The organism is Curtobacterium citreum (assembly GCF_006715175.1).
GTDB classification, from domain to species: domain Bacteria; phylum Actinomycetota; class Actinomycetes; order Actinomycetales; family Microbacteriaceae; genus Curtobacterium; species Curtobacterium citreum.
Genome location: NZ_VFMQ01000001.1, coordinates 488,658 through 514,269, shown reverse-complemented (window position 1 = coordinate 514,269; position 25,612 = coordinate 488,658). Strand labels below are relative to the sequence as shown.

Here is a 25,612-nt window from a genome sequence, read left to right as displayed (position 1 = left end):
CTCATTGGTTGTTCCTGACACCATTCGTGTCCCGAGAGAAAGGATCTCCATGACGAACGTCCTCGTCCTCGTCGGCAGCCTCCGCGCCGGCTCGATCAACCGCCAGCTCGCCGAGGCGGCCGACCAGCACGCTCCGGAGGGCATCACGCTCTCGACCTTCGACGGCATCGTCGACCTGCCCTTCTACAACGAGGACATCGACGGCGACACCCCGCCGGCCGCCGCCGTCGCGTTCCGCCAGGCGGTCGCCGACGCGGACGCCGTGCTGCTCGTCACGCCCGAGTACAACGGCACGATCCCGGCCGTGCTGAAGAACGCGCTCGACTGGGGTTCGCGTCCGTTCGGCGCCTCGCCGCTGTCCGGCAAGCCGCTCGCCGTCATCGGGTCCGCCTTCGGCCAGTACGGCGGCGTCTGGGCACACGACGACGCGCGCAAGGCCGCCGGCATCGCGGGTGCACGCGTCCTCGAGGACGTCAAGGTCGCCATCCCGCAGTCCGTCGTCCGCTTCGCCGAGACGCACCCCCGTGAGGACGCCGAGGTCGTCGAGCTCGTCCAGGGCGCGCTGCGCGCGCTCGCCGAGGCCGCTGCGGAGCCCGTCGCGGCCTGATTCCGCAGTCGCCACCCGGTCGCGTCGGATCGCGACCACGGGACGGACGGGAGGCGCGGTGCCAGCTGGCACCGTGCCTCCCGTCCGCTCGTGACGACGGACCGCTAGACAGGCGAGATACCAGAGGGGTTACCCTGAACGCCATGTCGACGCAGGAGATCACGGAGGCGTCGGGGTACTGGTTCCCCGACGACGACGCCACCCAGCGCGGTGTCGCCGTGCTCAACGCGCTCCGCCGCTACCGCGCCGCCGAGACCGCCATGCGCCGCCGCACCCGCGACTCGATGGGCATGGGCGAGACCGACCTGCTGGCGGTCCGGTACCTGCTGCAGGCGCAGCGCGCCGGCCGCATCGTGAAGCCGAAGGACCTGGCGGCCTACCTGAAGATCTCGTCCGCGTCGACGACGATCCTGATCGACCGGCTCGTGAAGTCGAACCACGTGCGCCGCGACCCGCACCCGACCGACCGCCGCGCGCTCGTCATCACCCCGACGACCGAGACCGACGACGAGGTCCGCGCGACCCTCGGGGTCATGCACCGCCGGATGATGTCCATCGCCGAGGGCCTGACCGCCGACGAGGCCCGCGTGGTCGCGACGTTCCTGGAGCGCATGCGCGGTGCCGTCGACCAGGTCGACGCCGCACCGGCCCACTGAGTCCTCCGCGGGGGACACCTCCGTCCACGGGCTCTGGGAACCGTGCGGGCTGGACCGCGTAGACCGGAAGGGTCAGCACCGATCCGGAAGGAGCCGATCATGCACGCATCGGACACGCTCGCCAAGAACCTCCAGGCCGTCCTCGTCGACCTCATCGACCTGCACCTCCAGGGCAAGCAGGCCCACTGGAACATCCTCGGGACCAACTTCCGCGACCTGCACCTGCAGCTCGACGAGATCGTCGACGCCGCACGTGAGTTCGCCGACGACACCGCCGAGCGCATGCGCGCCCTGTACGCCGTGCCGGACGGCCGCTCGGCCACCGTCGCCGCGACCAGCCACCTCGACGCCTTCCCCGAGGGCGAGGTCACCACGCACGACGCGATCGACCTCGTGACCCTGCGCCTGTACCAGGCCACCGGCACCATGCGCGACGTGCACGACGAGGTCGACGACGAGGACCCGACGACCGCCGACCTGCTGCACGGGTTCATCGAGCGCCTCGAGCAGCTCGCCTGGATGGTCTCCGCCGAGAACCGTGCCCCGCGCACGCCGCTCGCGTCGGCCACGAGCCCGGCGACCGCCGAGGCCTCGACGCACGCCTGACCGTGGACCTCGGGATCCAGGGCAGGACCGCCCTGGTCTTCGGTGGCGACTCCGGCATCGGCTGGAACACGGCGCGCATCCTCCTCGCGGAGGGTGCGACCGTGGTCGTCACCGACCTCGACCAGGGCCGTCTCGACACCAGCGCGGACCAGCTGGAGGCGCCTCCGGGCAAGCTCTTCGCCTTCGCCGCGGACGTGACCGACGCCGGGAGCCTCGCCGCACTGCACGACCGGGTGCGCGACGCCGTCGGCGAGATCGACATCCTCGTGCAGTCCTCGGGCATCACCGGCGCGCAGGGCCTGTTCCACGAGGTCGACGAACAGGGATGGCTCGACACCATCGACGTCGACCTGATGGGCCCGGTCCGCATCACCCGCGAGTTCATCGCGGACCTGCGGAACGGCGGCTGGGGCCGGATCGTGTACCTCGTGTCCGAGGACGCGTCCCAGCCGTACGACGACGAGCTGCCGTACTGCGCCGCGAAGGCGGGCGTGCTGTCGTTCGCGAAGGGACTCTCCCGCTCGTACGCGTCCGAGGGGCTGCTCGTGAACACCGTCAGCCCCGCCTTCATCCACACGCCGATGACCGACGCGATGATGGACGAGCGGGCGAAGGAGCGGGGCACGTCCTTCGACGAGGCGATCACGAGCTTCCTCGACGAGCAGCGCCCGTACATGGAGCTCGGCCGCCGCGGTGAGCCCGAGGAGGTCGCGAACGTCGTCGCCTTCCTGTGCTCCGACCTCGCGAGCTTCGTCAACGGGTCGAACTACCGGGTCGACTCCGGCTCGGTCGCCACCATCTAGACACCCACCCACACGAGGGACGCACATGACCGACTTCCGGTACCTCATCGTCGGCGGCGGCATGGTCGCCGACGCCGCAGCCCGCGGGATCCGCGAGATCGACCAGGACGGCTCGATCGGGATCCTCAGCGAGGAGCACGACCGCCCGTACGCCCGCCCGGCCCTGTCGAAGAAGCTCTGGACCGACCCGGAGTTCGACTGGGACGAGAAGGTCGACCTGCACACCGAGGAGACCGGCGCGACCTTCGTGCTCGGGTCCGCGGTGACCGCGATCGACCGCGCGGCGAAGACCGTCACGACCGCCGACGGCCAGACCCACGGCTACGAGCGACTCCTGCTCGCCACCGGTGGCAAGCCCCGCGGCCTGCCGGGACTCGAGCCGTCGGACCGCGTCCTCGACTACCGGAGCGCGGCGGACTACCGGAAGCTCCGGGCCTTCGCGGACGCCGGGGCGCACGTCGCCGTCGTCGGCGGCGGGTACATCGGCACCGAGATCGCGTCGGGCGTCGTGCAGAACGGGGCGAAGGTCACGCTCGTCGACCCCGACGAGACCGTGGGCGCGCGGATGTTCCCCGACGGGCTCGCGCACGCGTTCCAGCAGCGTTTCGTCGACCACGGGGTCGAGCTGCGCCTCGGCCGCCGCGTCGAGTCCGGCACGCAGACGGCGGGCGGCGTCACCCTGACGCTCGACGACGGCTCCGTGCTCGAGGCGGATGCGGTCGTCGTCGGTCTCGGCATCGAGCCGCAGACGCAGCTCGCCGCCGACGCGGGCCTGACGGTGGACGACGGCATCGTGGTGTCCTCGACGCTGGTCACCGACGACGAGTCGGTGTTCGCGGCAGGCGACGTCGCCGAGTACCCGGACCGGATCCTCGGCACGCGCCGCGTCGAGCACGTCGACAACGCGCAGCAGCAGGGGCGCCAGGCCGGCCGGAACCTCGCCGACGCGGACGAGACCTACGACCACACGCCGATGTTCTACTCGGACGTCTTCGACATGGGCTACGAGGCCGTCGGGCAGGTCTCGACGAAGCTGCACACCGTCGAGGACTGGCAGGAGCCGAACGTCACCGGCGTCGTCTACTACCTGGACGACGACGACACGGTCCGCGGCGTCCTGCTCTGGAACGTCTGGGACAAGACCGACGACGCCCGCAAGGTGCTCGCCGAGGCGCACGCGCTGACGCGCGACATGCTCCCCGGACGCATCACCGCGGACGCGTAGGCCCGCACCAGGGCGACCCGACCGGAGGCCCGGTGCCGGTCCGACGGACCGGCACCGGGCCTGCAGTCCCGTGCGTCCGGCACCACCTGCCGGACCGTCAGCGGGAGGCGGCTACCGGCCCCGCACCTCGGGCGCGACCTCGTCGACGACCTCGCGGCGGTCCTCCGGGTCGACCGGGATGCCGTCTCCGTCCGCCATCGCGACCGCGTGCGCGGACTTCGCCTGCTCGAGCGCACCGTCGTCCCCCCGCGCCATCCCGGCGAGCTCGATGAAGCGGGACTTCAGGACCAGCCACGCCTCCTTCGCGCTGAGCCGCGCCAGGTCGGACGACGTCGTGGTGTCCCGGACCCGCTGCAGCGACCCCACGCCGCGGTCGGTGATCCGCCCCGCGACGTGGTCGACCGCGAGCCGCGCGACGGCGTCCGCCTGCGCGTGCATGACGGAGTGCGCACCGTCGACGACCTCGCGGAGGACCGCGTGCGGGAAGACCCGCGCCAGGCTCCGCACCCAGTCCCGCGGGACGAGGGCGTCGTGCTCACCGCGCACGATGAGCGTCCGCGCCTGCACCTCGGCCGCGCGGTCCTCGATCGGGAAGGCGATCATCCGCGGCAGGACCTTCCGGAACCAGTGCCAGCCGCACAGCGCGTACGCCGTGATGCCGTGCCAACGGACCGCCGCCGGCTCGTGCAGCGATGAACGCAGGAACCGTCCGGCCGACTGCCGGATCGTCCGGGCGCGACGGTCGACCACCGGGCTGATGAGGACGAGGTCGCGCAGCTCGGGTCGGCGCGCGGCGACCTCGGTGACGACCTGCGTGCCCATCGAGTGCCCGACGAGCACCGGGTCCTCGAGCCCCAGGTCGTCGAGGACCCGCTCGACCGCGTCGGCGTACCGCTCGATCGACACCGCACCCCGGAAGCGCGGGACGCCCGCGAAGCCCGGCAGGTCGAGCGCGTGCACGGGGCCGTTCTCGTTGAGGTGCGGGGCGAGCCGCTCGTAGTAGGTCGCGGCGATGCCGAGCCCGGCGACGAGCACGAACGCCCGCGCACCCGGGTGACCGATCGAACTGACCCGGACGTAGGTGCCGTCGACGGCGATCCGGTCGACCTCGACCGTGACGTCGGCGTCCTCGGCGTCCGCGAGCCGCCCGGCCGGGTCCGGTGCCGGCGCAGCCGTGCCGCCGTCGGGCGCGCTCCCCTCGCTCGGCGCGCTCCCCTCGCCGGGCGCGGTCCCGTGGGTGTGCGGGGTGGTGTCGTCCTCGTGCACGTGGGCCTCCCGTGTTGCTGGCGACCGCCCACGATACCCGCGGTTCAGCCGCCGAACGCGGACGCCGGGCTGCCGTGCACGCGAGTCCGCACAGCGAACACGGCGCCGGAGTGCGGCGCGCGCTCGAGCTGCTCCTCGGTCGCGTTCTCCCGCGCGGTGCCGATGAAGAGCGTCGACCGGTCGGGTCCACCGAAGGCCACCGAGGTGACGTTCGGTGCCGGCACCTCGACGGTCTCCAGGTGCTCGGCGGCCGGGCTCCAGCGCTCGACCCGGCCGCCGCCGTACACCGCGGTCCAGAGACACCCCTCGTCGTCGCGGACCAGGCCGTCGTGCGCGGCACCGCTGACGAACGGCTCGAGGTCGCCGAGCTCCCCGTCGGGCCCGTAGCTCCCCCGGTAGATCGTCTGCGTGCTGGTGTCGGTGACGTACATCACGGAGCCGTCTTCGGACCACTCGATGCCGTTCGTGACGCCGAATCCACCGCGGAGCACCCGGACCGATCCGTCCGGCTCCACCGAGTACAGCGCACCGGCCGGGTCGCGGTCGGTGAGGTCCATGCTGCCGACGACGAACCGGCCGAACGGGTCGCACTTGCCCTCGTTGAAGCGCATGTCCGGCGTCGCGTGCCGGACCCGGGCGAGTTCGCGCTCGACGGTCCCGCGCGCGTCGGTGAGCACGACGGTGTCCCCGAGGGCGGCGACGAACCCGCCGGTGGCCCGCGGCTGGAAGCTCGCGAGGGGCGGCGGCAACGCGACGCTCGACTCGACCGTGCCGTCGGCGCGGGCGGTCGTGAGCAGACCGAGCGTGATGTCCGTCCAGCGGAGTCGCTCGTGCTCGGGGTCCCAGACGATGCTCTCGACGAGGACGGCCTGCTCGTCGCAGAAGACGGTCACGGGTCCGGAGGTGGCGTCGGTGTGCATGCTCCGTCCCTACCGGTGGACGCCTCCGCACGCGTCCAACATGTTCAGCGTCCGCGACCCCCGCCGGGCGTCGTGGCGTCGGTCAGAGGCGGGCGTACTTCGCGCGGAAGAAGCTGTAGACCCCGTAGGCGAGGAACCCGATGCCCACCAGGACGAGCACGACCCCACCGCCCGGCATGCCGTGGATCACCTGGAACGCCCCGTCGAGCCCCGTCGCCTGGCTCGGGTCGCTCCGGAACGCCGCCACGACGATGAGCACGCCGACGACCACGACCGCGATGCCCTTGCCGACGTAGCCGACGATCGCGAGCACCGTGACGGGCCGGTCGATGGTGCTCGGCAGCGGCACGAGCTGCTTGCGGAAGGAGCGACGGACCCCGGTCACGACGAGACTGACACCGATCGCGATCGCCACGACGCCGGCCGCGACGAGCACGAACACCCCGCCGGGCGTCGCGAGGGCCTGCGCCGCGGCGCCCCGGCTCGAGCCGCTCGAGCTCTTGCCGGCACCGAGCGCGAAGGTCACCGCCGTGTACGACACGACGCCGTAGACCACGGCCTTGCCGGCGTCCTTCGCGCGGGCGGCCCAGGCGCGGGTGCTGTCCGACCGACCGCCGACTACCGCCTCGACCGCCAGGCGCAGGGCGAGCGCCGCGGTGCCGACCGCGACGACCCACAGCAGCACGATCCCGCCGGGGACCGCGGCGAGCTGCTGGAGCGCGCCGGACTGGTCGGTCTCCTCGCCGGACGCGCTGCCGATGCCGAGCAGCACCACGAGGTACCCGACGAGCAGGTGCACGATGCCGCTGCCGACGAACCCGGCGCGGGCGGTGGTCTCGAACCACCGGCTGTCGGCGATGCGCCGCGCCTGTCGTCCGGTCTCGCGCGCTGCCCGTTCCGCCTGGTCGCTCATCCTGACCAGCGTGCCCGCTCCGCGGCACGCTGTCCGTGACGCGCCGCTGCGCGCACCGGACGGGAGGATCGTGGCGGGGTCGCCACGATCCTCCCGTCCGTCGGTCAGTCGCCCTTGACGTTGACGACCTGCCGCAGCGTGTGCCGGATCGCGACCAGGTCGGTCGCGTCCGCCATCACCTGGTCGATCGGCTTGTACGCGGCCGGGATCTCGTCGAGGAACGCGTCGGTGTCCCGGTACTCGATCCCGACCATCGCCTCGCGGAGCTGGTCGTGCGTGAACGTCCGCCGCGCCGCGGACCGCGAGAACAACCGACCGGCGCCGTGCGGGGACGACTCGAGCGACGGCTTGTTCCCGAGGCCCTCGACGACGTACGACGCGGTCCCCATCGACCCGGGGATGAGCCCGGGCTGGCCGGCCTTGGCCTGGATCGCACCCTTCCGGGAGACCCACACGCTCTTGCCCCAGTGCGTCTCCCGCTGCGTGAAGTTGTGGTGGCAGTTGATCCGCTCCTGCTCGTCGACCGCGGTGCCGAGCACCTCGGACAGCTGCCGGACGACCCGGTCCATCATCTCCTCGCGGTTGAGCAGGGCGAAGTGCTGCGCCCACCCGAGCTCGGCGACGTACCGCGTGAACTCCGGGGTGCCCTCGACCAGGTACGCCAGGTCAGGGTCCGGGAGCTGGATCCACCAGCGCTGCATCAGCCGCTTGGCGACCGTGATGTGCCGCTGCGCGATCTTGTTGCCGACGCCCCGCGAGCCCGAGTGCAGGAACAGCCAGACCCGGTCCTGCTCGTCGAGCGAGACCTCGATGAAGTGGTTCCCGGACCCGAGGGTGCCGAGCTGGTTCCGCCAGCCGCCGTGCACGCCCGCCGGGTCGAACCCGGCCCGCTCGGCGAGTGCCTCGAGCTCGGCGATCCGCGGCTCGGCGGTCGCGACGATCTTCCGGTTCGATGCACCGGCGGACAGCGGGACCGCCCGCTCGATCTGCTCGCGGAGGGGCTGCAGGTCGTCCGGCAGGTCCCCGGCGGTGAACTGCGTCCGGACCGCGATCATGCCGCAGCCGATGTCCACGCCGACGGCCGCGGGCATGACGGCCCCGAGGGTCGGGATGACCGACCCGACGGTCGCGCCGAGCCCGAGGTGGGCGTCCGGCATGAGCGCCAGGTGCGGGAACACGAACGGCATCCGTGCCGTCGTGCGCGCCTGCTGCTCGGTGTTCTCCTCGAGCAGCGAGGCCCAGCTCAGGAGCTTGTCGTCGATCTTCTTCATGGGGGTGCCTTTCCGTCGTGACGGTTCGACGACGGCCGGGTGGCCGTCGGTGGTGACGGTCCGGGGCGAGCGGGACCCGCGCCTCCTGGTCGGTGCCGAGCACCGGTGGAGGAACGACGGGAAGGACGCCCCGGGCCGGGTGGGCACGGGACGTCGGGAGACGGGCCGTGCCTACGCGGGGTCGCGGAGGGACTGGTTCGCGTACTGCTTCGCGGGCAGCACGACGAGCGCTTCGAGCTGGCGCTCGACGCTGCGTTCGTGGTGCTGCACGGTGTGCACGGCGGTCCTTCCGAGGTGCCCGGGGCGGGCGGTGCTGCCCGCCGGGTCTGTCCGGGCGGGCCTGCCCGTCGGGTGTCCGGGCGGGCAGGAGGACCGACAGTAGTGCGACACGCCCGGAGTGCACAAGTCGCCCGGGCGTGTCGCAGTCGGGAGGCCCGGTTCGGCCCTCCGGGGTGGGGTACGTCCGGCTGATGGTCACCTCCACGTCGCGGGCAGGCTGGCGGCATGACGGAACGCACCCGCGACACCCCAGACGCGCACGACAACGAGGAGCGCACCGACGGCTCCGTGCCGCTGCGGTCCTACGGTGCGATCGGCGACGGTCGCACGGTGGCGCTCATCGCGCTGGACGGTCGCATCGACTGGCTGCCGATCCCCTCGATGGACTCCCCGCCCGTGTTCGCGAGCATCCTCGACGCCGAGCACGGTGGTCACGTCGCGCTGCGGCCGACCGGTGACGCGACGGTGGAACGCCGGTACCTGCCCGGGACGAACGTGCTCGTCACCACGTGGACGACCGACTCCGGGTCGTGCACCGTCACGGACGCGATGGTCACCGGCGTGGCCGGACGCCTGCCGTGGGCGGAGATCGGCCGGTGCGTGCAGGGCGTCACGGGCAGCGTCGAGATGGAGTGGGCCGTGGTGCCGGGCACGCTGCTGAACACCGCGGAACCGAACCGCCTCGACACCGCGAACGGGACCGTCATCGGCATCGACGGCGTCACGATCGGCATCGTGCAGCACGGGTTCGAGCCGATCCACGACGACGGCCCGCGCTTCTCGGGTCGCTTCACCACGAGCGAGGGGTCGAAGTCGATCCTGACCATCGTGGGCACCGAGAACGAACCGATCTTCCTGCCGGAACCGGAGCGCACCCTCGACGCGGTCGACCGCACGATCGCGAACTGGTCGACGTGGTCGGAGACGTTCTCGTACGACGGTCCCTGGGCCGACGCCGTGCAGCGGAGCGCCCTCGCCCTCAAGCTGCTCATCTACTCGCCCACCGGTGCGATCGCGGCCGCGCCGACGACGAGCCTGCCCGAGGACCGGACCGGCGGCAAGAACTGGGACTACCGGTTCGCCTGGGTCCGCGACCTGTCGTACACGGTGCACGCCCTGACCCGGTTCGGGCTCCGCGAGGAGACGCACGCCGCCGTGTCGTGGGTGATGCGCACCATCGCCGAGCACGACGAGACCATGCCGATCTTCTACGACCTGAACGGCGAGAAGACCGACGGGGTCGAGGAACGCGACGTCCCGGGCTGGAAGGGCATCGGCCCGGTGACGATCGGCAACCGCGCCGGCGACCAGCTCCAGCTCGGCGTGTGGGGCGACGTGTTCGAGATCCTGCGGCAGTACGTCCGGGCCGGGAACGTGCTCGACCGGCAGACGGCCGGTGTGCTCGAGCGGCTCGCCGACGACGCGTGCCACCGCTGGCCCGAGGCGGATTCGGGCATGTGGGAGCTGCAGGACACGCAGCACTACGTGTCGAGCAAGATCGGCTGCTGGCAGGCGCTCGACGCGGCGGTCGAGCTCCACGACGCCGGGATGATCGACGGCCCGCGCGACAAGTGGATCGAGAACCGCGAGCTCATCGAACAGTGGGTCGCCGACAACGGCTGGGACGAGGAGCGCGGGTACTACGTGATGTACCCGGGCAGCGACGCCCTGGACACGTCGATCCTGCTCCACGCGATGTCGTCGTTCGACCGCGGACCGCGCATGGAGTCGACGATCCGGGCGGTGGAGGAGCAGCTGCAGCGCGGCCCGCTCGTCTACCGGTACTCCGGGATGGACGCCGAGGAGTCGCCGTTCGTCGCGTGCTCGTTCTGGCTCGCCGCCGCGATGGCCTGCGTCGGCCGGGTCGACGACGCCCGCGAGCTCATGGACGCGATGGTCGAGCAGGCCAACGACGTCGGGCTGTTCAGCGAGATGCTCAGCGAGGACGGCGACTTCATGGGGAACATCCCGCAGGGGCTGTCGCACCTCGCCCTGATCCAGGCGGCGCTGACCATCGAGGAGGTCGCGGCGGAGTCCTGAGCCGCCTCCTGAGCCGCCTCCTGAGCGGACTTCTGGGTGCGCTGTCGCCCGTGCGTTGCATCATGGGACGACCATGAACGACGTCGATGCCCGGATGGACCGGCTGCGACGAGCCGCGCGGTACCGGTACCAGCAGCTCGTCGACAGCGAGGTGGAGCGAGGCTCGCTGGACCCGGACGAGGTCCGCGAGGAACGCCGACTGCTGCGTGCGCAGGACGTCGGACAGCACGCGCGCATGCTCGTCGAGCAGGCGGAGCGCCGCGGGGTCTTCGACGGCAACCCGTACCACGGCAAGCCGCTGCCCGGGAACGACGGCCGGCACGACCCGGACTGGTGGATCAAGGCGAAGATCGAGCGCGAGGACATCCGCGGCATCGCCCCGCCCGCCTTCGCCCTGCGCACCGAGGACGCCGAGCTCGACGGGCACCTCGATGCCCTCGCGACCGAGGACGACGTCCGCGCGGTGCTCGTGGACTTCAACGCCCGGGTGAAGGAGGCCAGACGGCAGCTGCTCGGCGGCCCGCCGGTGGTGACCCCGATGCGGGACGTCGACGCCGAGGTCGAGGCCTGGGCCGCCCGGCGACGCGACCGGCTGGCTGCGGCGGCCGAGGTGGCGGAGGCGGCCGAGCGGGCGGCGCGACCGCGCCGGTGGTGGCGCCGCCGCGACTGAGCACGCGCGACCGAGCGCGCCACCGGCCCGGCACGACCGGGCCGCCACCCGCCTCCCGGTCCTGCACACACGAACGACGGCCGGTCCCTTCCGGGGCCGGCCGTCGTTCGTGTGGTGCGGGGGTGTTACTTGATCTGTGCGGTGATGGTTGCGGTCCCGACGAGGAGACCGCCCTTGACGGCGTCGGTCTTGAAGGTGCTGTTGAGCAGCTTCGCGGCGTCGTCGGAGACGTGGACCGTGGTGCCGGTCAGGATCGCGTTGTCACCCTCGAGCTGCAGCGGCTTGAGCGTGCCACCGTGCAGCGAGAACAGGTACGCGTTGGACGCGGCGACCTGGCCGTTGACCAGCACGTCGCCGTAGAGCTTGGACGAACCCGGGTTCACCACGAAGTTCTCCAGCGTCACCGTCGTGTCGCCGGCCTTGAGCGTCAGGCCCGAGTCGTCGTGGTTCAGCAGCCCCTGCACGTACGGGCGGTAGTTGCCGTCCGGCGACCAGTACGTCACCGAACCGGCCGTGATCGGGAACGACACCGACCCGTTCTCCAGCTTCGCGTTGCCCGACACACCCGGGGTCAGGCCCAGCGAGGTCAGCGCGTCGGTGAAGCCCTTGTCCAGCGCGACGGCGGTGTTGCCGCCCTTGACCTCCGGCACCGACGCGACCGGGCCGGGGATCTTCGACGAGGACGAGGAGACGGTGTGGACGGTGCCGTCGGCCTGCGCGGCGGACACACCGAACGCGGCGCCACCGAGCACCAGGGCGCCCGTGGTGGCGAGGGTGATCGAGGTCTTCAGGCTCTTGCGCATGAGTTCGTTCCTTTCGTGGTCGCGCTCGGCGCGCGATTTTCGCAGTGTGCGCGCCGAACACACCCCGGACAGGGGTGGAGAACCAGCTAGGTGCGGCTGGTGAGCGCTCCGGGTGAATCCCGGGTTGTACTGGTGGTTCGACACCCCCCACCGAACGGATTGGACCGATTTCCTGGGCGGTTCCTGTCCCCCGTTCCGTAGCGTGGGGGCATGGCCCCCGCACACATCGCGACCACGGACCGGATCCGGGCGATCGACGCCTGGTGGCGCGCCGCGAACTACCTCACGGTCGGACAGATCTACCTGCTCGACAACCCACTGCTGACGCGCCCGATCGACCCGGACGACGTCAAGCCCCGGCTCCTCGGGCACTGGGGCACCTCCCCCGCACTGAACCTCGTGTACGCGCACCTGAACGCGCTCATCACCGAGACCGACCGCGACGTGCTCTACGTCTGCGGCCCCGGGCACGGCGGACCGGCGATGAACGCGAACGCCTGGCTCGAGGGGACCTGGGGCGAGTTGTACCCCGACATCACCCCGGATCCCGACGGCCTGCGGAGGTTCTTCCGGCAGTTCTCGTTCCCCGGCGGGATCCCCTCGCACGCGGCCCCGGAGACGCCGGGCTCGATCAACGAGGGCGGTGAGCTCGGCTACTCCCTCGCCCACGCGTACGGCGCGGCGCTCGACAACCCGGACCTCGTCGTCGCGTGCGTGGTCGGCGACGGCGAGGCCGAGACCGGCCCGCTCTCCGGCTCCTGGCAGGCCCACACGTTCCTCGACCCGGTGTCCGACGGCGCGGTCCTGCCGATCCTCAACCTGAACGGGTGGAAGATCGCGAACCCGACGGTGCTCGCCCGCATCCCGGACGAGGACCTCACCGCGTACTTCCGCGGACTCGGGTACGACCCGATCGTCGTCGACTCCGCCCGGGTCGGCGACGACCCCTACGCCGTGCACGCCCTGTTCGACGGCGCACTCCGCCGGGCCCTCGCCGCCATCGACGACGTCCAGGCCGCCGCACGGGCCCAGGCCGAGCGCGCGGCGGCCGGGCAGCCGGCCGGTGCCGCGGACCTCCGCCCGCGCTGGCCGATGATCGTGCTCCGCACGCCGAAGGGCTGGACCGGCCCGCAGGAGGTCGACGGCGAGCGCGTCGAGGGCACCTTCCGTGCGCACCAGGTGCCGCTGCCCGCGGTCCGCGAGGACGCCGGACACCGTGAGCAGCTCGAGGAGTGGATGCGCTCCTACCGCCCGGACGAGCTCTTCGACGCGGACGGTCGTCCGATCGGCATCCTCACGACGATCCGTCCCGAGGGCGACCGCCGGATGAGCGCGACGCCGCACGCCAACGGCGGACTCGTCCGCACGGCCCTCGACCGGCCGCCGCTCGAGCCGTACGCGGTGCCGGTCGGCGAGGACGCCAGCGCCACGGCGACGCTGGGTCCGTGGCTCGCCGAGCTGACGTCGCGGAACGGTTCGACGTTCCGGCTGTTCGGCCCGGACGAGACGATCTCGAACAAGCTCGACGCGGTCTTCGACGTGACGAGCCGGGTTTGGCGTGCGCGCCGCGGTCCCGGCGACGAACACCTCGGCGCCCGCGGCCGCGTCATCGAGGTCCTCTCCGAGCACCTGCTCGAGGGGCTGCTCGAGGGCTACGTCCTGACCGGGCGGCACGGTCTGCTCAACACCTACGAGGCCTTCGCCCACATCATCGACTCGATGGTCGGCCAGTACGCCAAGTGGCTCGAGTCGTCGACCGACATCGACTGGCGCGCACCGGTGTCGAACCTGTCGATCCTGCTGTCGTCGCACGTCTGGCGCCAGGACCACAACGGCTTCTCACACCAGGACCCCGGGTTCCTCGACGTCGTCGCGTCCAAGCAGCAGGACCTCGTCCGGATCAAGCTGCCGGCGGACGCGAACACCCTGCTCGCCGTCGCCGCGCACGCCTTCGAGACGACGGACCGCATCGAGGTCATCGTGGCCGGCAAGCACCCGGAGCCGGTCTTCCTGTCGCTCGAGGACGCGACCGCGCACGCCGCGGCCGGGCTCGGCGTGTGGGACTGGGCCGGGACCGAGCAGACCGTCGGTCGCACCGACGTCGTGATCGCGAGCGCCGGGGACGTCCCGACGGTCGAGGCGGTCGCGGCCGCCGACATCATCCGCCACCACGCGCCGGAGGTCGGGGTCCGCTTCGTCAACGTCGTGGACCTGCTGTCCCTCGGTGACCCGCGGAAGCACGAGCACCCCGTCAGCGACGAACGCTACGACGAGGTCTTCCTGCCGGGGACGCCGGTGGTGTTCGCCTTCCACGGGTACCCGTCGCTCGTGCACCAGCTGACGTACCGTCGGCACGGGCACGACGACCTGCACGTGCACGGGTTCCTCGAGCAGGGCACGACGACCTCGCCGTTCGACATGCTCATCCGCAACGACATGGACCGCTTCGCGCTGGCGCACGACGCGCTCAGCCGGGTGGACGCGACGGCGCACGCGGACCTGCTCACGACCCTCTCGGAGGCCCGTGACGCCGCCCGCGCGTTCGCGTACTCCCGCGGTGAGGACCACCCGTCGGTCGCCGGGTGGCAGTTCGCGGGGTGGCCGCAGGACGAGCCGACCGACGGCGGCACCGGCGGCGACCCGGGTGCGGGCGAGTCCGAGGGGGCCGCCCCCGGCGCCTGACGCACGTCCGTCGTCCTCCACACGGCCTGGAGGCACGACTCGCCTCCACAGGACCGGTCACGCCCGACGCGTGGCCGGTCCTGTGTCGTCAGGGTGGGGCCATGGGCATCGGGGTGTCAGGACTGGTCGGGGCGCTGACCGGCGCCGTGATCGCGGCGATCGGCATCGTCGTGACGGTGGTCGAGGGGCGGCGGACCCGGCGAAATGCAGAGTTCTCGGTGCATCGGGACCTGTGGTGGCAGCGTTGGTCGTGGGTCGCCGACCGGGCGCTCTCCGCAGACGTCACGGAGCGCGAACGCGCGGCACTGATGGCCCAGGCGCTGATGACCCGGTCCTGGGTCACCACGACGACAAGTGGGTTGAAGAGGCGCTCGCGCGCCTCGACGAACCGGCCGCACACCGGCAGCCGGACGAAGAGGAGCAGGACGATGATCTCTGACATCGACGACCGAGAGTTCAAGCGGCGGCTCGACCGCATGGAACGGAACTACCCCTCGCTACTCGCCGATCCGCACTACGGCCCGCTCCTGCGCGCCGAGGGCGGCCCGGAGCGGCTGGCGGCTGCCCGTCGGGAGTGGCGCGAGCGCGAGGAACGCGCACGGGCACGCCGGCTGCGGTGGGAGGCGAGCGTCGGCGAGGGATGATCGCGTCCGCCCGCCTGCAGACGCAGCTGCCGAGGTGGTCTCCGGCCCGGCCCGCGCGTCAGGAACGCCGGGCCGGGACCGGAGGCGGTGCCGCTCTACGACTGCGACACGCAGACTTCCTTGATGCTCGTGATGTGGCCGTTCGTCGCACCGAACTGGAACGTGAACGTGCGGTACCCGGAGTTGTAGCTGTACGAGCCGCTCTTCGTGACCTCCCGGAGCAGGTTGTTGCCGGCCGTCTCTCGGTCCGGACCGCCGAAGAGCCGCACGGTGCCGGTGCTCTTCCAGTTGATCTGGGCTGTCTTGCTGCCACAGCCGAAGGTGAGCGGCGAACCGTACGGATCAGCCTGCGCGGGCCCGCCGATCACCGTGGTCGTCGCCACCACGGTCGTCGCCATCAGGAGCAGGGCGCCGAGTCGCCTCGCCCGCCCCACCCGCTGCGCTGACCGTCGTGCAGGAACGTTCATCGTGGATCCCCTCATCAGATGTCGCGATCGACCGAGCCCGGCCGACCGGGCGTGGTCCCCTGTGGCCACGTCCGGACGCTAGCACCGACCGCGACGGCCGCTCAGTCCGCTGTTCGGAGGACCCCGACCCGCCGCGTCAGCCCACCCGTCGGCGACGGGCCCCCGTCCTGGCCGCCCACGTGGCAGGGTGGGCGGGTGTCCGACCTCGTCATCGACCCGCCCGAGCAGCCGACGCTGCCGACCTCGACCGGCGGCCGCTTCCCGGTCCGCCGCGTGTACTGCGTCGGGCGGAACTACGCCGCGCACGCCCGTGAGATGGGCCACGACCCGGACCGCGAGCCGCCGTTCTTCTTCACCAAGCCCGCGAGCGCCCTGGTGACGGACGACGGGGACACCCCGTACCCGCCGCAGACTGACCGGCTCGAGCACGAGGTCGAACTCGTCGTCGCCCTCGGAGCGGGTGGCAGCGAGGTGCCGGCCGACCGGGCGCTCGAGCTCGTCTGGGGGTACGCGGTCGGGCTGGACCTCACCCGGCGGGACCTGCAGGCCGAGGCCAAGCGGCTCGGTCGGCCGTGGGACCTCGCGAAGGGGTTCGACGCCTCGGCACCGATCGGCCGGCTCGTCCCCGCGGCGGACGTCGACCCGACGACGGGAGCGGTCACGCTGCACATCGACGGCGAGCTGCGGCAGTCCGGGGACCTCGCCGACCAGATCTGGTCGGTCGCCGAGACGATCGCCGAACTCTCGCGCTTCGTCGCCCTCGCGCCGGGCGATCTCCTGATGACCGGGACCCCGGACGGCGTCGGACCCCTGGCGCGCGGTGAGCGGCTCGAGGGCAGGATCGCCGGGGTCGGCTCGGTCACGACGCGCATCGTCTGAGCCGCCGCCCGGCGCGAGCCCGCTGGGAGCCCGTCGAGGTGGACGGCGTACACATGGTGCACGGCGCGCGGGGACCAGCTGCGCCGGGATCACCAGGACACCAGCACTGCGACGGGGCGACGGCGGGTGTCCGGAGCCAGGAGGTGCACCGTGCAGGAACACGACCTGCTCGCGACGTCCGGGACCTGGGCCGGCGACGCTCCCGTCGCCGAACGGGTCCGGGCGGTCGGGGACGCCGGGTTCTCCGGGCTGTCCCTGTCGCTCGACGACCTGCACGAGGTGCGGGCGACCACGGGCTTCGCCGCGCTCCGGCGGGTGCTCGACCGGGCGGGGATCGTCTGGGTCCAGCTCGGCCCCCTCGTCCGATGGTGGTCGTCGCCGCAGCGCTCGACCGACGACGAGGCCGACCGGGGCGTCCTGCTCGAGGCCGCGTCCGCGCTCGGTGCGTGGCAGGTCGTCGCCCGCGCCGACAGCGGAGTCGCAGCCGTGTCGCCCGTCGCCATGGTCGACGACTGGGTGGACCTCGCCGCACAGGCCGAGAAGGTCGGCGCGCAGCTCCTGCTCGAGCAGGAAACGTGGTCGAACCTGCCGACGCTCGAGCGGGCGGCGCGGTTCGTCACGGCCGCGGGCCACCCGAACGGCGCCGTGCTCCTCGACGCCATGCACACGCTCCGTGGCGGGTCGACGCTCGCCTCGATCGCGCAGGCGCTCACCCCGGGGGTCCTCGGCGCCGTGGAGCTGAGCGACGGGCTCCTGCACACACCGGCGGGCCTGACCCTGGCCGAGGAAGCCCGTTCCGCACGGCACCTGCCCGGTGCCGGGGCGTGGGACCTGCCCGGCCTGGTCCGGATCACCCGCGACCTCGGGCACGACGAACCCTGGGGCGTCGAGGTCCGGACGGACGCACACCGGGCGATGCCCCTGGCCGACGCGCTCCGGACGGCCGCCGCCGCCACCCGCGCCGTGCTCGACGCGGCCGACGCGGTCGGGCAACCGGCGGCTCCGGCGATGCCGTCGACCCCGGCGCCGACCTCGGCCGTCGACTTCGAGCCGTCGTCCGCACCCGCCGTCGGCCCCGCGATCGACACGACGACCGGGATGCACCTGCCGCGGCGCGACGCCGACACAGGGGCGCCGGCGTAGCGTCACCGTCATGACGGATCACGCACCAGCAGCAGACGACGACCTCCTCCGCCGGTCGCAGGAGTCCATCGACGAGGCGAAGGCAGCCGCAGCCGAGGTCGACCTGCCCGAGCAGGAGGAACTCATCGACGAGGACCTGCCCGCGGCGGACGACGCCGCCCCGGCGGACGGTCCCGCCCCCGCCGCCTGACGGACGACCGGCACTGACGGACGACCGGCACTGACGGTCGGACCGCACGACATCGACGGACCGCCCGGGAGCACCTGCTCCCGGGCGGTCTGTCCGTGTGCGGGACGATGCCGCGGAAAGAACTTCCGATCGGGTGTGACGATCCGGCGACTCGACTCGTCACAGCAGTGTGTTCCGGGACCGTGGGGGTCCCGGCGGTCCGGGATCGTGGGTGACCCGGGCCTCGGACGCACCGTGGCCGGGCTTCCCTGAAGTCCCGGTCGCGGTGCCTCGACGGCGGCCCGTGCGTTCCCTGATCCGGCGCACGGGTCGTCTCCTCACGTGTCGGGTCCGGCCTCGCGGACGACGTCGTCCGGGTCCTTGTCCGGCCGCCACCCCCGCCACGACGGCTGGCGCAGCCGCCCGTCCGCCGTCCACTCGGCGAACACGACCTCGCCGACCCGGTCGGCGCGGACCCAGTGCGCGTCCCGGGCGTCCGGTCGGGGGACGTCGACGAACGGGGAGGTCTTCCGGACCCGGGAGCGGAGCACGTCCGCGATCTCGTCGAGGTCGCGGTCGCGGAACCCGGTCCCCACCTTGCCGACGTACTCGAGTCCGTCCGGCCCGGGGACCCCGAGCAGCAGCGACCCGATCCCGCCGGCGCGGCGACCGGCACCGGGCTTCCAGCCGCCGACGACGACCTCCTGCGCGGCGAGGTGCTTGACCTTCACCCACGACTCGGACCGGCGCCCCTCGGCGTACCGGGAGCGCCGCTTCTTGGCCACGACCCCCTCGAGCCGCAGCCGGGCGGACTCCGCGAGGGCCGCGTCGAAGTCCCCGTCGAACGCCGGCGGCACCTCGATCGCACCGCCGGCGTCGACGACCGTCGTCAGGGCGTCCCGACGGGCGTCGTAGCCGAGCCGGACGAGGTCGTGTCCGTCGGCCTCGAGGACGTCGAAGAGCAGGAAGTGCACGGGCGCGGTCGCCCGCGCCGCGTCGACCTCGCGCTTCCGCGTCAGTCCCATCCGGTCCTGCAGCCGCTGGAACGACGGGCGGCCAGCGTCGTCGAGCGCCACGACCTCGCCGTCGAACACCCCGTCGACCCCTGCTCGGTCGGCGAGTTCCTGGAGTTCGGGGTACTGCGCGGTCAGGTCGTTGCCGTTCCGGCTCCGGAGCGTCACGGCGCCGTCCCGCACGGTGGCGAGCGCCCGGACGCCGTCCCACTTCATCTCGAACGCCCACGCGTCGGGGTCGAACGACGGCGTGCCCGACACCGGCGACGCGAGCATCGGGCGCCGCTCGGTCGGCGTGGTCGCCCCAGCCCCGTCCGACGCTGAGCCCGAGCCCCTGCTCGGTGCGGCCCCGCCCTCGTCGGGCGTCCGCGACGGCTGCTCCTTCGTCCGGTGGATCAACCAGTTCTTCTCGTCGCCGTCCTTCCCGCGACCGCGGCCACGGGTGTGCAGGAGCGCGAGTCGCCGGTTCCCGTTCGTCCGCCCGTGCAGGGTGACGATGACCTCCTCGCCCTCCCGCCACTTCTCGAGCTCGTAGGTGCCGTCGTCCCAGATCGTGACCGTGCCGGCGCCGTACTCGCCGTGCGGGATCGTGCCCTCGAAGCCGCCGTACTCGAGCGGGTGGTCCTCGGTCTGCACCGCGAGGTGGTTCTTCCCCGGGTCGGTCGGCTCGCCCTTCGGGAGCGCCCAGCTGACGAGCACCCCGTCGTGCTCGAGCCGGAAGTCGTAGTGGTCCCGGGTCGCGTGGTGCTCCTGGACCACGAACGTCGGTGTGCCGTCCTTCCGGACCGTCGGTGCGTCCTCGGGGACCGGCTCCGGTGTCTTCGAGGCGTCCCGTTTCGCGCGGTACGCGGCGAGACGGTCGCGACCCGGCTGCTCCGCGTCGTTCGCACGCTGGGTCCGGTCGCCGTCCCAGTGACCCGAGTCGGGCCTCCCGACCGACAGCGAGGCGGACGCGACCGGGTGCAGGCGGTCCCCACGCTCCTCCAGGCGGTCGAGCACCTCGTCCAGGGTGAGCTGGGCGAGTCCGCGCGACGTGAGCTCGTCCCAGGTGCGCGGTGCGGCGACCGTCGGCCGGTCCCGGCCGCGCAGCGAGTACGGCGCGATCGTCGTCTTGTTGCCGTTGTTCTGCGACCAGTCGACGAAGACCTTGCCGGCGCGCTCCGCGCGGCTCATCGACGACAGCACCAGGTCGGGCAGGTCCTGCTCGAGCGCCCTCGCGAGCTCGTGCGCGACCTCCGAGACGTGCTGCGCGGTGGACCGGCCGTCCAGCGCCGCGTACAGGTGGATGCCCTTCGAGCCGGACGTCACCGGGTACGGGTCGAGGCCCATGCCCTGCAGGAGCTCACGGGCGGCGACCGCGACCTCGACGCACTCGGGCAGGCCGACCCCCTCACCCGGATCCAGGTCGAGCACGAGCCGATCCGGGTGCTGCTGGCCACCGCGAGGACCGAACCGCCACTGCGGCACGTGCAGCTCGAGCGCGGCCTGCTGGGCCATCCACACGAGCGTCGGCAGGTCGTCGACGACCGGGTACTCGGTGTCGTGCTCCCTGTGCGCGATGGTGTGGTGCCGGATCCAGTCGGGCGCCGAGTCCGGCAGGTTCTTCTCGAAGAACACCTTGCCGTCGACGCCGTTCGCCCAGCGCTTCCGCGTCACCGGACGGTCCTTGACGTGCGGGATCATCCACGGCGCGACCCGCTCGTAGTAGGCGATCACCTGCCCCTTGGTCGTCCCGCTCTCCGGGTACAGGACCTTGTCGGTGTTGGACAGCGCGATGCGGCGGTCCCCGACCTGGACCGTCGTGCGCCGGGAGACGGGGCTCACAGCGCGACCCCGGTCGCTCCCGCCACCGTGAGGGTGCTGCCGGACGTGTACGACGACTCCGGGCCCGCCAGGTACACGTACGCGCCGCCGAGCTCGACGGGCTGCGCCGGGCGCCCGAACGGGGTGTCCTGCCCGTAGGCCGCGATCTCGTCGCCCGGGTAGCTGATCGGCTGGAGCGGCGTCCACACCGGTCCGGGGACGACCGTGTTCGCGCGGATCCCCCGCGCCGCGAGCTGCCGGGCGAGACCGTTCGTGTACGTGATGATGGCGGACTTCGTCGCGGCGTAGTCGATCATCCGGTCCTGCGGCTGGTACGCCGACACCGAGCTCGTCGTGACGATCGCGCTCCCCGGCGCCATGTGCGGGACGGCCGCGCGGACGAGCCAGAAGAGCGAGTACAGGTTGACCTTCATCGTCCGGTCGAAGTCCTCGGTGGACTGCTCGGTGACGTCCTCGTGCACCTGCTGGTGCCCTGCGACGAGCACCAGGGCGTCCAGCCCGCCGAGCTCGCTGACGGCGTCCCGGACCAGCGTGGCGCAGAACTCCTCGTCGGTCAGGTCACCTGGCAGCAGCACGGCCTTCCGCCCGAGGTCGCCGATCACGTCGCGGACCTGTTCGAGGTCCTCGCGCTCCTCGGGCAGGGCGTTCAGGGCGACGTCGGCGCCCTCCTTCGCCATCGCGATCGCCGCCGCCCGGCCGATGCCGGAGTCGGCGCCGGTGACGAGCACGCGGTAGCCGGGCATCCGTCCCGTGCCGAGGTAGCTCGTCTCGCCGTGGTCGGGCTGCGGGTCCATCGCGCTCGCCAGCCCGGACCCCTGCTGGGTCTGCGGCGGGAACGGCGGTCGGGGGAACTGCGAACGCGGGTCCTGCTTGTCGAGCTGGCTCATGGGCCCATGGTGCTCGCGCGGGAGGGAACGGGTCTCAGGCCCGATCGGGCACGCGGGAGGGCGCGGGTCTCAGGCCCGATCGGGCACGCGGGAGGGCGCGGGTCTCAGGCCCGATCGGGCGTGCGGGCCGGCGCAGCGAGCAGGCGTTCCGCTGCAGCGCGGTCGCCCCGGTCCCCCAGGAGCCCGACCGCGGCGATGAGGGCCCACACCAGCACGAGCCCCCAGTTGTCGGTCGACCCGGCCAGCGCGGTGAGCGCCCACAGGACGGCGGCCACGACCGCGAACCAGCCGCTCACCCGCCGGCGCCCGAGGTCGCTCAGCCATCGCTGCACGCGGGGCCGCCACACCGCGTCGGGGACGTCGGACGGCACGCTGCCGTCCCGGACCCACCGCCGGGTCGTCGCCACCGCGGCCCGGCCACCCCGTCGGGACCAGTTCCACACCAGCGACGCGGGCAGCACGACCGCGAGGGCGAGGCCGAGCACGACGGCGGCCGTCCACGGCATCGGCCCACGCAGCATCGCGAGGAAGACCGCGGGGACGACCGTGCCCACCACCGCCAGCCCGACCAGCTGCCACCACCCCACGGTGTCGATGCGGTCGTCGTCCACCGTCCGCGCGGCGTCGGTGCGCTGCGTCGTCGTCTGGTCCCCCGTCATGCCCGCGACCCTACGCCCTCGGACGCCCGTCCACACCTGCCGATCCGCTCGGAACTGAGGACCCGTCCGCAGCCCCGCGGGCATCATGTTGCGCATGAGGTCGATCTGGAAGGGCTCCATCGCGTTCGGGCTCGTCAACGTGCCCATCAAGGTGTACGCGGCGACCGAGACCCACGACGTCTCCCTGCACCAGGTCCACGACGAGGACAAGGGCCGCATCCGGTACAAGCGCGTGTGCGAGTTCGGCCACGAGGTCGAGCACGCCGACATCCAGCGCGCCTACGACGACGGCGACAAGACCGTGGTGCTCACCGCCGACGACTTCAAGCAGCTGCCGCAGGAGCAGTCGCACGAGATCGAGGTCCTCGAGTTCGTGCCCGTCGACCAGGTCGACCCGATGATGTTCGAGAAGTCGTACTACCTGGAGCCGGACTCCCGCTCCCCGAAGGCGTACGTGCTGCTCCGGGAGACGCTGGCGAAGACCGATCGTCTCGCGATCGTCCAGTTCACGCTCCGGCAGAAGACCCGGCTCGGCGTGCTCCGTGTGCACGACGACGTCGTCCTGCTGCAGGGGCTGCTGTGGGGCGACGAGGTCCGGGCGGCCGAGTTCCCGTCGCTCGACGCATCGGTCAAGGTCAGCGCGAACGAGCTGAAGATGTCGTCCTCGCTCGTCGACAGCATGTCCACCGACTTCGACCCCGACCGCTACACCGACGCCTACCAGGAGGAACTGCAGCAGCTCATCGACGCGAAGCTCGAGGCCGGTGACGACGTCGACACCGCCGAGACGTTCGGCGAGCAGGCGTCCTCCGACGACGACGACGAGGGTGGCGACGTCATCGACCTGATGGCCGCCCTGCGGGCGTCCGTCGACAAGAAGCGGTCGGGAGGATCGGGGTCGCGTCCGTCGTCCAGCTCGCGGAAGGCGGACGGCGGGTCCCCGGCGAAGAAGGCGACGGCGACTGCGACGGCGACGGCAGAGAAGGCGCCGGCGAAGAAGGCCCCCGCGACGAAGAAGGCGCCGGCGGCGAAGAAGCAGGCCAGCTAGCCGTCCCGGCTCGTCCTCCGCAGCGCGAGGGGGATCGAGACCCACAGTGCCGCCGTCCCGACGAACACCACGACCCCGCCGACCACCCCGCCCACGTCCCCGATCACGACGTCGAACACGAACAGCACCGTGCCGGAGAACAGCAGGGCACTCGCTGCGAGCGCCGCGATGAGCAGCGCGTTCCCGGCTCGGACGAGGTCGTGCTTCTGCCGCTGCCGGAACACCAGCCGGTGCGCGGAGACGGCGGAGAGCGCGACGACGGTGATGACCACCGCGAGCGCCACCAGCACGAGGTAGACGACCTCCTCGCTCGGACTGAGCATCGTGAACCGCTGCTGGAACGGCAGCGTCAGCAGGAACCCGGCGAGGATCTGCGTCCCCGTCTGGACGATCCGGAGCTCCTGCTGGATGTCCGACCAGTTCCGGTCCCAGCGTTCGGTCGGGGTCTCGTGCCGTCCGCGCTCGGTGTCCCGGGCTCCACCGCTGACGTCGCTCATGCCCAGAACCTACTGCGGCGTCACGCACCCGAAACACGACTCCGCGACACTGTCCACATGACTCCACAAGAGCCTTGGAGCCCGCAGTCGTCATCCGTGACCGCCGGCCCGCCCGTCACCGTGTCCATCACCCGCCTCGTCGAACCCGACCGCATCCCCGACGCCACCGCCTGGGTGCAGTCCGGGGTGAACCTGGCGAACCGCTACCCCGGCTTCCTCGGCTCCGGGTGGGTCCGGTCGCACGCCACGAGCCACGAGTGGCACATGCTCTACCGGTTCGCCGACCACGAGCAGCTCGCCACGTGGGAGAACTCCGACGACCGGCTCCGGTGGCTCGACCGCGGCCGGGACCTCGTCGTGGAGTCCCGGGTCGAGAAGCGCACGGGCATCGAGGGCTGGTTCGACGCCCCGCAGGACGCCCCGACCTCGAGCGCCCCACCGCGGTGGAAGCAGGCCGTGAGCATCTGGCTCGGCTTCTTCCCGGTGAACCTGGCCTTCACCTACCTGGTCGGCTGGCTCGTGCCGGCGTTCGGGCACCTGGCCGTGCTGCCCCGCGTGTTGATCACGACGCTCGTGCTCACGCCGATCATGACCTTCTGGGTGCTCCCGTCAGTGACGAAGCTCGTCCGCCCGTGGCTCCTCGCCCCGCCGCGCGAGCGGTAGCGCGAGCCGAGCACCCTCAGCCGAGCACCGACAGCTGGTCGAGGCGCTCCAGGATCACGCCCTCGCGCAGGGCCCACGGGCAGATCTCGAGCGCCGGCAGGTCGAAGATGTCCAGGCACGCCTCGGCGACGAGCGCTCCCGGGACGACCTGGTGCGCCCGGCTCGGCGAGACCCCCGGCAGCGCCGCGAGCTCGGTCACCGACTTGGTCAGGAGCGACGGCAGCAACCGCCGCAGCTCGGCGCCGTCGAGCGCCCGTGGCACGAGTGGCCCGTCCCCGGACGGCGCGGCCCCGCAGATCCGGGCGATCGAGCGGAAGGTCTTCGACGTCGCGACGGCACGGTCCGGCCGCCCGGCGCGCAGCAGCAGCCCGGCGTCGCGGGCGATCGCGACCCGGATCTCGTGGCGGATCCGGCGGACGTCGTCGTCGCTTGGGGTCCCGTCCGCGAAGTACGAGCGGGCCAGGCGGGCGGCCCCGATCGGCATCGACCACGCGACGTCGGGTGCCTCGTCCGCGCCGCCGGCGATCTCGAGCGAGCCCCCGCCGATGTCGAAGACCGCGAGGCGTCCGGCGGACCAGCCGAACCAGCGGCGGACGGCCAGGAAGGTCAACCGGGCCTCGTCGCCGCCGGACAGCACGGCGAGCTCGACGCCGGTCTCCCGTTCGACGTGTGCGAGCACCGCGTCGGAGTTCACGGCGTCGCGGACGGCCGAGGTCGCGAACGCGAGCATGTCCTCGCACCCGCGGTCCTCGGCGACACGGACCGACTCGGCGACGAACACGGTGAGGGCGTCGACCCCGGCGGGCGTCACCGCGCCGGTCTCGTCGAGGTGCTCGGCGAGGCGGAGCGGCTGCTTGAACGAGGACGCCGGCAGCGGCGCCGCCCCGCCGTGGGCGTCCACCACGAGCAGGTGGCCGGTGTTGGACCCGATGTCGAGGACTCCCACGCGCATGCCACCACGCTAGTGGGAGGGGCGGG

25 protein-coding genes are annotated in these 25,612 nt (G+C 72.4%); 14 read left to right on the top strand and 11 right to left on the bottom strand.

The annotated features are described in order from the left end of the window. Positions 1 to 49: 49 nt before the first annotated feature. The 5 genes from FB462_RS02585 (at position 50) to FB462_RS02565 (ending at position 3,897) form a co-directional block, all read left to right on the top strand. Positions 50 to 607 carry an NADPH-dependent FMN reductase gene (locus FB462_RS02585; RefSeq protein WP_058741854.1) on the top strand — a complete coding sequence of 186 codons (558 nt, stop codon included), beginning with the start codon at positions 50 to 52 and terminating at the stop codon, positions 605 to 607. A 143-nt stretch (positions 608 to 750) separates the two neighbouring features. Continuing rightward, positions 751 to 1,263 carry a MarR family winged helix-turn-helix transcriptional regulator gene (locus FB462_RS02580; protein ID WP_058741853.1) on the top strand — a complete coding sequence of 171 codons (513 nt, stop codon included), beginning with the start codon at positions 751 to 753 and terminating at the stop codon, positions 1,261 to 1,263. Between the two features lie 99 nt (positions 1,264 to 1,362). Continuing rightward, a complete protein-coding gene (locus FB462_RS02575) occupies positions 1,363 to 1,869 on the top strand; it encodes a Dps family protein (RefSeq protein WP_058741852.1) in 507 nt (168 codons plus the stop codon). A gap of 2 nt (positions 1,870 to 1,871) precedes the next feature. Further along, positions 1,872 to 2,672 (top strand): SDR family NAD(P)-dependent oxidoreductase, encoded by an 801-nt coding sequence (locus FB462_RS02570; RefSeq protein ID WP_141859968.1) that lies wholly within the window; start codon positions 1,872 to 1,874, stop codon positions 2,670 to 2,672. 25 nt (positions 2,673 to 2,697) lie between these two features. Next, positions 2,698 to 3,897, top strand: coding sequence for an NAD(P)/FAD-dependent oxidoreductase (locus FB462_RS02565; RefSeq protein WP_141859967.1), 1,200 nt, complete (start codon positions 2,698 to 2,700; stop codon positions 3,895 to 3,897). Between the two features lie 111 nt (positions 3,898 to 4,008). Here the strand turns inward: FB462_RS02565 and FB462_RS02560 are convergent, their stop codons facing one another. The 4 genes from FB462_RS02560 to FB462_RS02545 all read right to left on the bottom strand — a co-directional run bounded on the left by FB462_RS02560 (position 4,009) and on the right by FB462_RS02545 (position 8,267). After that, entirely contained in the window at positions 4,009 to 5,163 is a 1,155-nt protein-coding gene (locus tag FB462_RS02560) for an alpha/beta fold hydrolase (protein ID WP_167509971.1), read from the bottom strand. A gap of 44 nt (positions 5,164 to 5,207) precedes the next feature. After that, the gene (locus FB462_RS02555; protein ID WP_141859962.1) at positions 5,208 to 6,083 is read right to left on the bottom strand and encodes an SMP-30/gluconolactonase/LRE family protein; all 876 of its coding nucleotides are present in this window, start codon (positions 6,081 to 6,083) and stop codon (positions 5,208 to 5,210) included. A gap of 82 nt (positions 6,084 to 6,165) precedes the next feature. Further along, positions 6,166 to 6,996 (bottom strand): DUF1206 domain-containing protein, encoded by an 831-nt coding sequence (locus FB462_RS02550; RefSeq protein ID WP_141859960.1) that lies wholly within the window; start codon positions 6,994 to 6,996, stop codon positions 6,166 to 6,168. Between the two features lie 104 nt (positions 6,997 to 7,100). After that, a complete protein-coding gene (locus FB462_RS02545) occupies positions 7,101 to 8,267 on the bottom strand; it encodes an RtcB family protein (protein ID WP_114850412.1) in 1,167 nt (388 codons plus the stop codon). Positions 8,268 to 8,771: 504 nt separating this feature from the next. Between FB462_RS02545 and FB462_RS02540 the strand changes: the two genes are divergently transcribed. Both FB462_RS02540 and FB462_RS02535 read left to right on the top strand, forming a co-directional pair. Then, positions 8,772 to 10,586 (top strand): glycoside hydrolase family 15 protein, encoded by a 1,815-nt coding sequence (locus FB462_RS02540; protein WP_141859958.1) that lies wholly within the window; start codon positions 8,772 to 8,774, stop codon positions 10,584 to 10,586. Positions 10,587 to 10,659: 73 nt separating this feature from the next. Then, positions 10,660 to 11,256 (top strand): DnaJ family domain-containing protein, encoded by a 597-nt coding sequence (locus tag FB462_RS02535; RefSeq protein ID WP_058741844.1) that lies wholly within the window; start codon positions 10,660 to 10,662, stop codon positions 11,254 to 11,256. Between the two features lie 125 nt (positions 11,257 to 11,381). Here FB462_RS02535 and FB462_RS02530 read toward each other — a convergent pair whose 3' ends face one another. Beyond that, entirely contained in the window at positions 11,382 to 12,059 is a 678-nt protein-coding gene (locus FB462_RS02530) for an ABC transporter substrate-binding protein (protein ID WP_058741600.1), read from the bottom strand. A gap of 210 nt (positions 12,060 to 12,269) precedes the next feature. On the opposite strand from FB462_RS02530, the gene FB462_RS02525 reads away from it, so the two are divergent. Both FB462_RS02525 and FB462_RS02520 read left to right on the top strand, forming a co-directional pair. Continuing rightward, on the top strand, positions 12,270 to 14,741 hold the full coding sequence (locus FB462_RS02525) for a phosphoketolase family protein (protein ID WP_141859956.1): 2,472 nt from the start codon (positions 12,270 to 12,272) through the stop codon (positions 14,739 to 14,741). 101 nt (positions 14,742 to 14,842) lie between these two features. Next, positions 14,843 to 15,385 (top strand): hypothetical protein, encoded by a 543-nt coding sequence (locus FB462_RS02520; protein WP_141859953.1) that lies wholly within the window; start codon positions 14,843 to 14,845, stop codon positions 15,383 to 15,385. A gap of 95 nt (positions 15,386 to 15,480) precedes the next feature. On the opposite strand, the gene FB462_RS02515 is transcribed toward FB462_RS02520, so the two are convergent. Next, positions 15,481 to 15,852, bottom strand: a complete 372-nt coding sequence (locus tag FB462_RS02515; RefSeq protein ID WP_141859951.1) for a hypothetical protein — start codon at positions 15,850 to 15,852, stop codon at positions 15,481 to 15,483. A 195-nt stretch (positions 15,853 to 16,047) separates the two neighbouring features. Here FB462_RS02515 and FB462_RS02510 point away from each other — a divergent pair, with 195 nt between their 5' ends. The 3 genes from FB462_RS02510 to FB462_RS02500 all read left to right on the top strand — a co-directional run bounded on the left by FB462_RS02510 (position 16,048) and on the right by FB462_RS02500 (position 18,064). Then, on the top strand, positions 16,048 to 16,731 hold the full coding sequence (locus tag FB462_RS02510) for a fumarylacetoacetate hydrolase family protein (RefSeq protein ID WP_208738881.1): 684 nt from the start codon (positions 16,048 to 16,050) through the stop codon (positions 16,729 to 16,731). 150 nt (positions 16,732 to 16,881) lie between these two features. Next, entirely contained in the window at positions 16,882 to 17,874 is a 993-nt protein-coding gene (locus tag FB462_RS02505; RefSeq protein WP_141859947.1) for a sugar phosphate isomerase/epimerase family protein, read from the top strand. A gap of 10 nt (positions 17,875 to 17,884) precedes the next feature. Next, on the top strand, positions 17,885 to 18,064 hold the full coding sequence (locus FB462_RS02500) for a hypothetical protein (protein WP_114850741.1): 180 nt from the start codon (positions 17,885 to 17,887) through the stop codon (positions 18,062 to 18,064). A gap of 317 nt (positions 18,065 to 18,381) precedes the next feature. On the opposite strand, the gene FB462_RS02495 is transcribed toward FB462_RS02500, so the two are convergent. From FB462_RS02495 to FB462_RS02485, 3 genes are all read right to left on the bottom strand, one after another. Beyond that, positions 18,382 to 20,880, bottom strand: a complete 2,499-nt coding sequence (locus tag FB462_RS02495; RefSeq protein WP_141859945.1) for an ATP-dependent DNA ligase — start codon at positions 20,878 to 20,880, stop codon at positions 18,382 to 18,384. After that, complete coding sequence (locus FB462_RS02490) at positions 20,877 to 21,767, bottom strand: SDR family oxidoreductase (RefSeq protein WP_141859943.1); 891 nt, start codon at positions 21,765 to 21,767, stop codon at positions 20,877 to 20,879. Before FB462_RS02490 ends, FB462_RS02495 begins: the two co-directional genes overlap by 4 nt. 104 nt (positions 21,768 to 21,871) lie before the next feature. Further along, on the bottom strand, positions 21,872 to 22,426 hold the full coding sequence (locus FB462_RS02485; protein ID WP_141859941.1) for a hypothetical protein: 555 nt from the start codon (positions 22,424 to 22,426) through the stop codon (positions 21,872 to 21,874). Between the two features lie 94 nt (positions 22,427 to 22,520). Here FB462_RS02485 and ku point away from each other — a divergent pair, with 94 nt between their 5' ends. Next, on the top strand, positions 22,521 to 23,474 hold the full coding sequence (gene ku, locus FB462_RS02480) for a non-homologous end joining protein Ku (protein ID WP_141859938.1): 954 nt from the start codon (positions 22,521 to 22,523) through the stop codon (positions 23,472 to 23,474). Here ku and FB462_RS02475 read toward each other — a convergent pair. Then, positions 23,471 to 23,971, bottom strand: coding sequence for a DUF6328 family protein (locus FB462_RS02475; protein WP_114850736.1), 501 nt, complete (start codon positions 23,969 to 23,971; stop codon positions 23,471 to 23,473). The two genes, ku and FB462_RS02475, sit on opposite strands and share 4 nt — an antisense overlap. A 57-nt stretch (positions 23,972 to 24,028) precedes the next feature. Here FB462_RS02475 and FB462_RS02470 point away from each other — a divergent pair, with 57 nt between their 5' ends. Then, complete coding sequence (locus FB462_RS02470) at positions 24,029 to 24,634, top strand: putative antibiotic biosynthesis monooxygenase (protein WP_141859936.1); 606 nt, start codon at positions 24,029 to 24,031, stop codon at positions 24,632 to 24,634. 16 nt (positions 24,635 to 24,650) lie between these two features. On the opposite strand, the gene FB462_RS02465 is transcribed toward FB462_RS02470, so the two are convergent. Next, positions 24,651 to 25,586, bottom strand: a complete 936-nt coding sequence (locus FB462_RS02465; protein WP_141859934.1) for a Ppx/GppA family phosphatase — start codon at positions 25,584 to 25,586, stop codon at positions 24,651 to 24,653. Positions 25,587 to 25,612: the final 26 nt, after the last annotated feature.

Excerpts from the sequence above, each read along its gene's own strand:
- FB462_RS02585 (WP_058741854.1), top strand. The coding sequence starts at position 50 with ATGACGAACGTCCTCGTCCTCGTCGGCAGCCTCCGCGCCGGCTCGATC.
- FB462_RS02580 (WP_058741853.1), top strand. The coding sequence starts at position 751 with ATGTCGACGCAGGAGATCACGGAGGCGTCGGGGTACTGGTTCCCCGAC.
- FB462_RS02575 (WP_058741852.1), top strand. The coding sequence starts at position 1,363 with ATGCACGCATCGGACACGCTCGCCAAGAACCTCCAGGCCGTCCTCGTC.
- FB462_RS02565 (WP_141859967.1), top strand. The coding sequence starts at position 2,698 with ATGACCGACTTCCGGTACCTCATCGTCGGCGGCGGCATGGTCGCCGAC.
- FB462_RS02555 (WP_141859962.1), bottom strand. The coding sequence starts at position 6,083 with ATGCACACCGACGCCACCTCCGGACCCGTGACCGTCTTCTGCGACGAG.
- FB462_RS02550 (WP_141859960.1), bottom strand. The coding sequence starts at position 6,996 with ATGAGCGACCAGGCGGAACGGGCAGCGCGCGAGACCGGACGACAGGCG.
- FB462_RS02545 (WP_114850412.1), bottom strand. The coding sequence starts at position 8,267 with ATGAAGAAGATCGACGACAAGCTCCTGAGCTGGGCCTCGCTGCTCGAG.
- FB462_RS02540 (WP_141859958.1), top strand. The coding sequence starts at position 8,772 with ATGACGGAACGCACCCGCGACACCCCAGACGCGCACGACAACGAGGAG.
- FB462_RS02535 (WP_058741844.1), top strand. The coding sequence starts at position 10,660 with ATGAACGACGTCGATGCCCGGATGGACCGGCTGCGACGAGCCGCGCGG.
- FB462_RS02530 (WP_058741600.1), bottom strand. The coding sequence starts at position 12,059 with ATGCGCAAGAGCCTGAAGACCTCGATCACCCTCGCCACCACGGGCGCC.
- FB462_RS02525 (WP_141859956.1), top strand. The coding sequence starts at position 12,270 with ATGGCCCCCGCACACATCGCGACCACGGACCGGATCCGGGCGATCGAC.
- FB462_RS02520 (WP_141859953.1), top strand. The coding sequence starts at position 14,843 with ATGGGCATCGGGGTGTCAGGACTGGTCGGGGCGCTGACCGGCGCCGTG.
- FB462_RS02515 (WP_141859951.1), bottom strand. The coding sequence starts at position 15,852 with ATGAACGTTCCTGCACGACGGTCAGCGCAGCGGGTGGGGCGGGCGAGG.
- FB462_RS02500 (WP_114850741.1), top strand. The coding sequence starts at position 17,885 with ATGACGGATCACGCACCAGCAGCAGACGACGACCTCCTCCGCCGGTCG.
- FB462_RS02490 (WP_141859943.1), bottom strand. The coding sequence starts at position 21,767 with ATGAGCCAGCTCGACAAGCAGGACCCGCGTTCGCAGTTCCCCCGACCG.
- FB462_RS02485 (WP_141859941.1), bottom strand. The coding sequence starts at position 22,426 with ATGACGGGGGACCAGACGACGACGCAGCGCACCGACGCCGCGCGGACG.
- ku (WP_141859938.1), top strand. The coding sequence starts at position 22,521 with ATGAGGTCGATCTGGAAGGGCTCCATCGCGTTCGGGCTCGTCAACGTG.
- FB462_RS02475 (WP_114850736.1), bottom strand. The coding sequence starts at position 23,971 with ATGAGCGACGTCAGCGGTGGAGCCCGGGACACCGAGCGCGGACGGCAC.
- FB462_RS02470 (WP_141859936.1), top strand. The coding sequence starts at position 24,029 with ATGACTCCACAAGAGCCTTGGAGCCCGCAGTCGTCATCCGTGACCGCC.
- FB462_RS02465 (WP_141859934.1), bottom strand. The coding sequence starts at position 25,586 with ATGCGCGTGGGAGTCCTCGACATCGGGTCCAACACCGGCCACCTGCTC.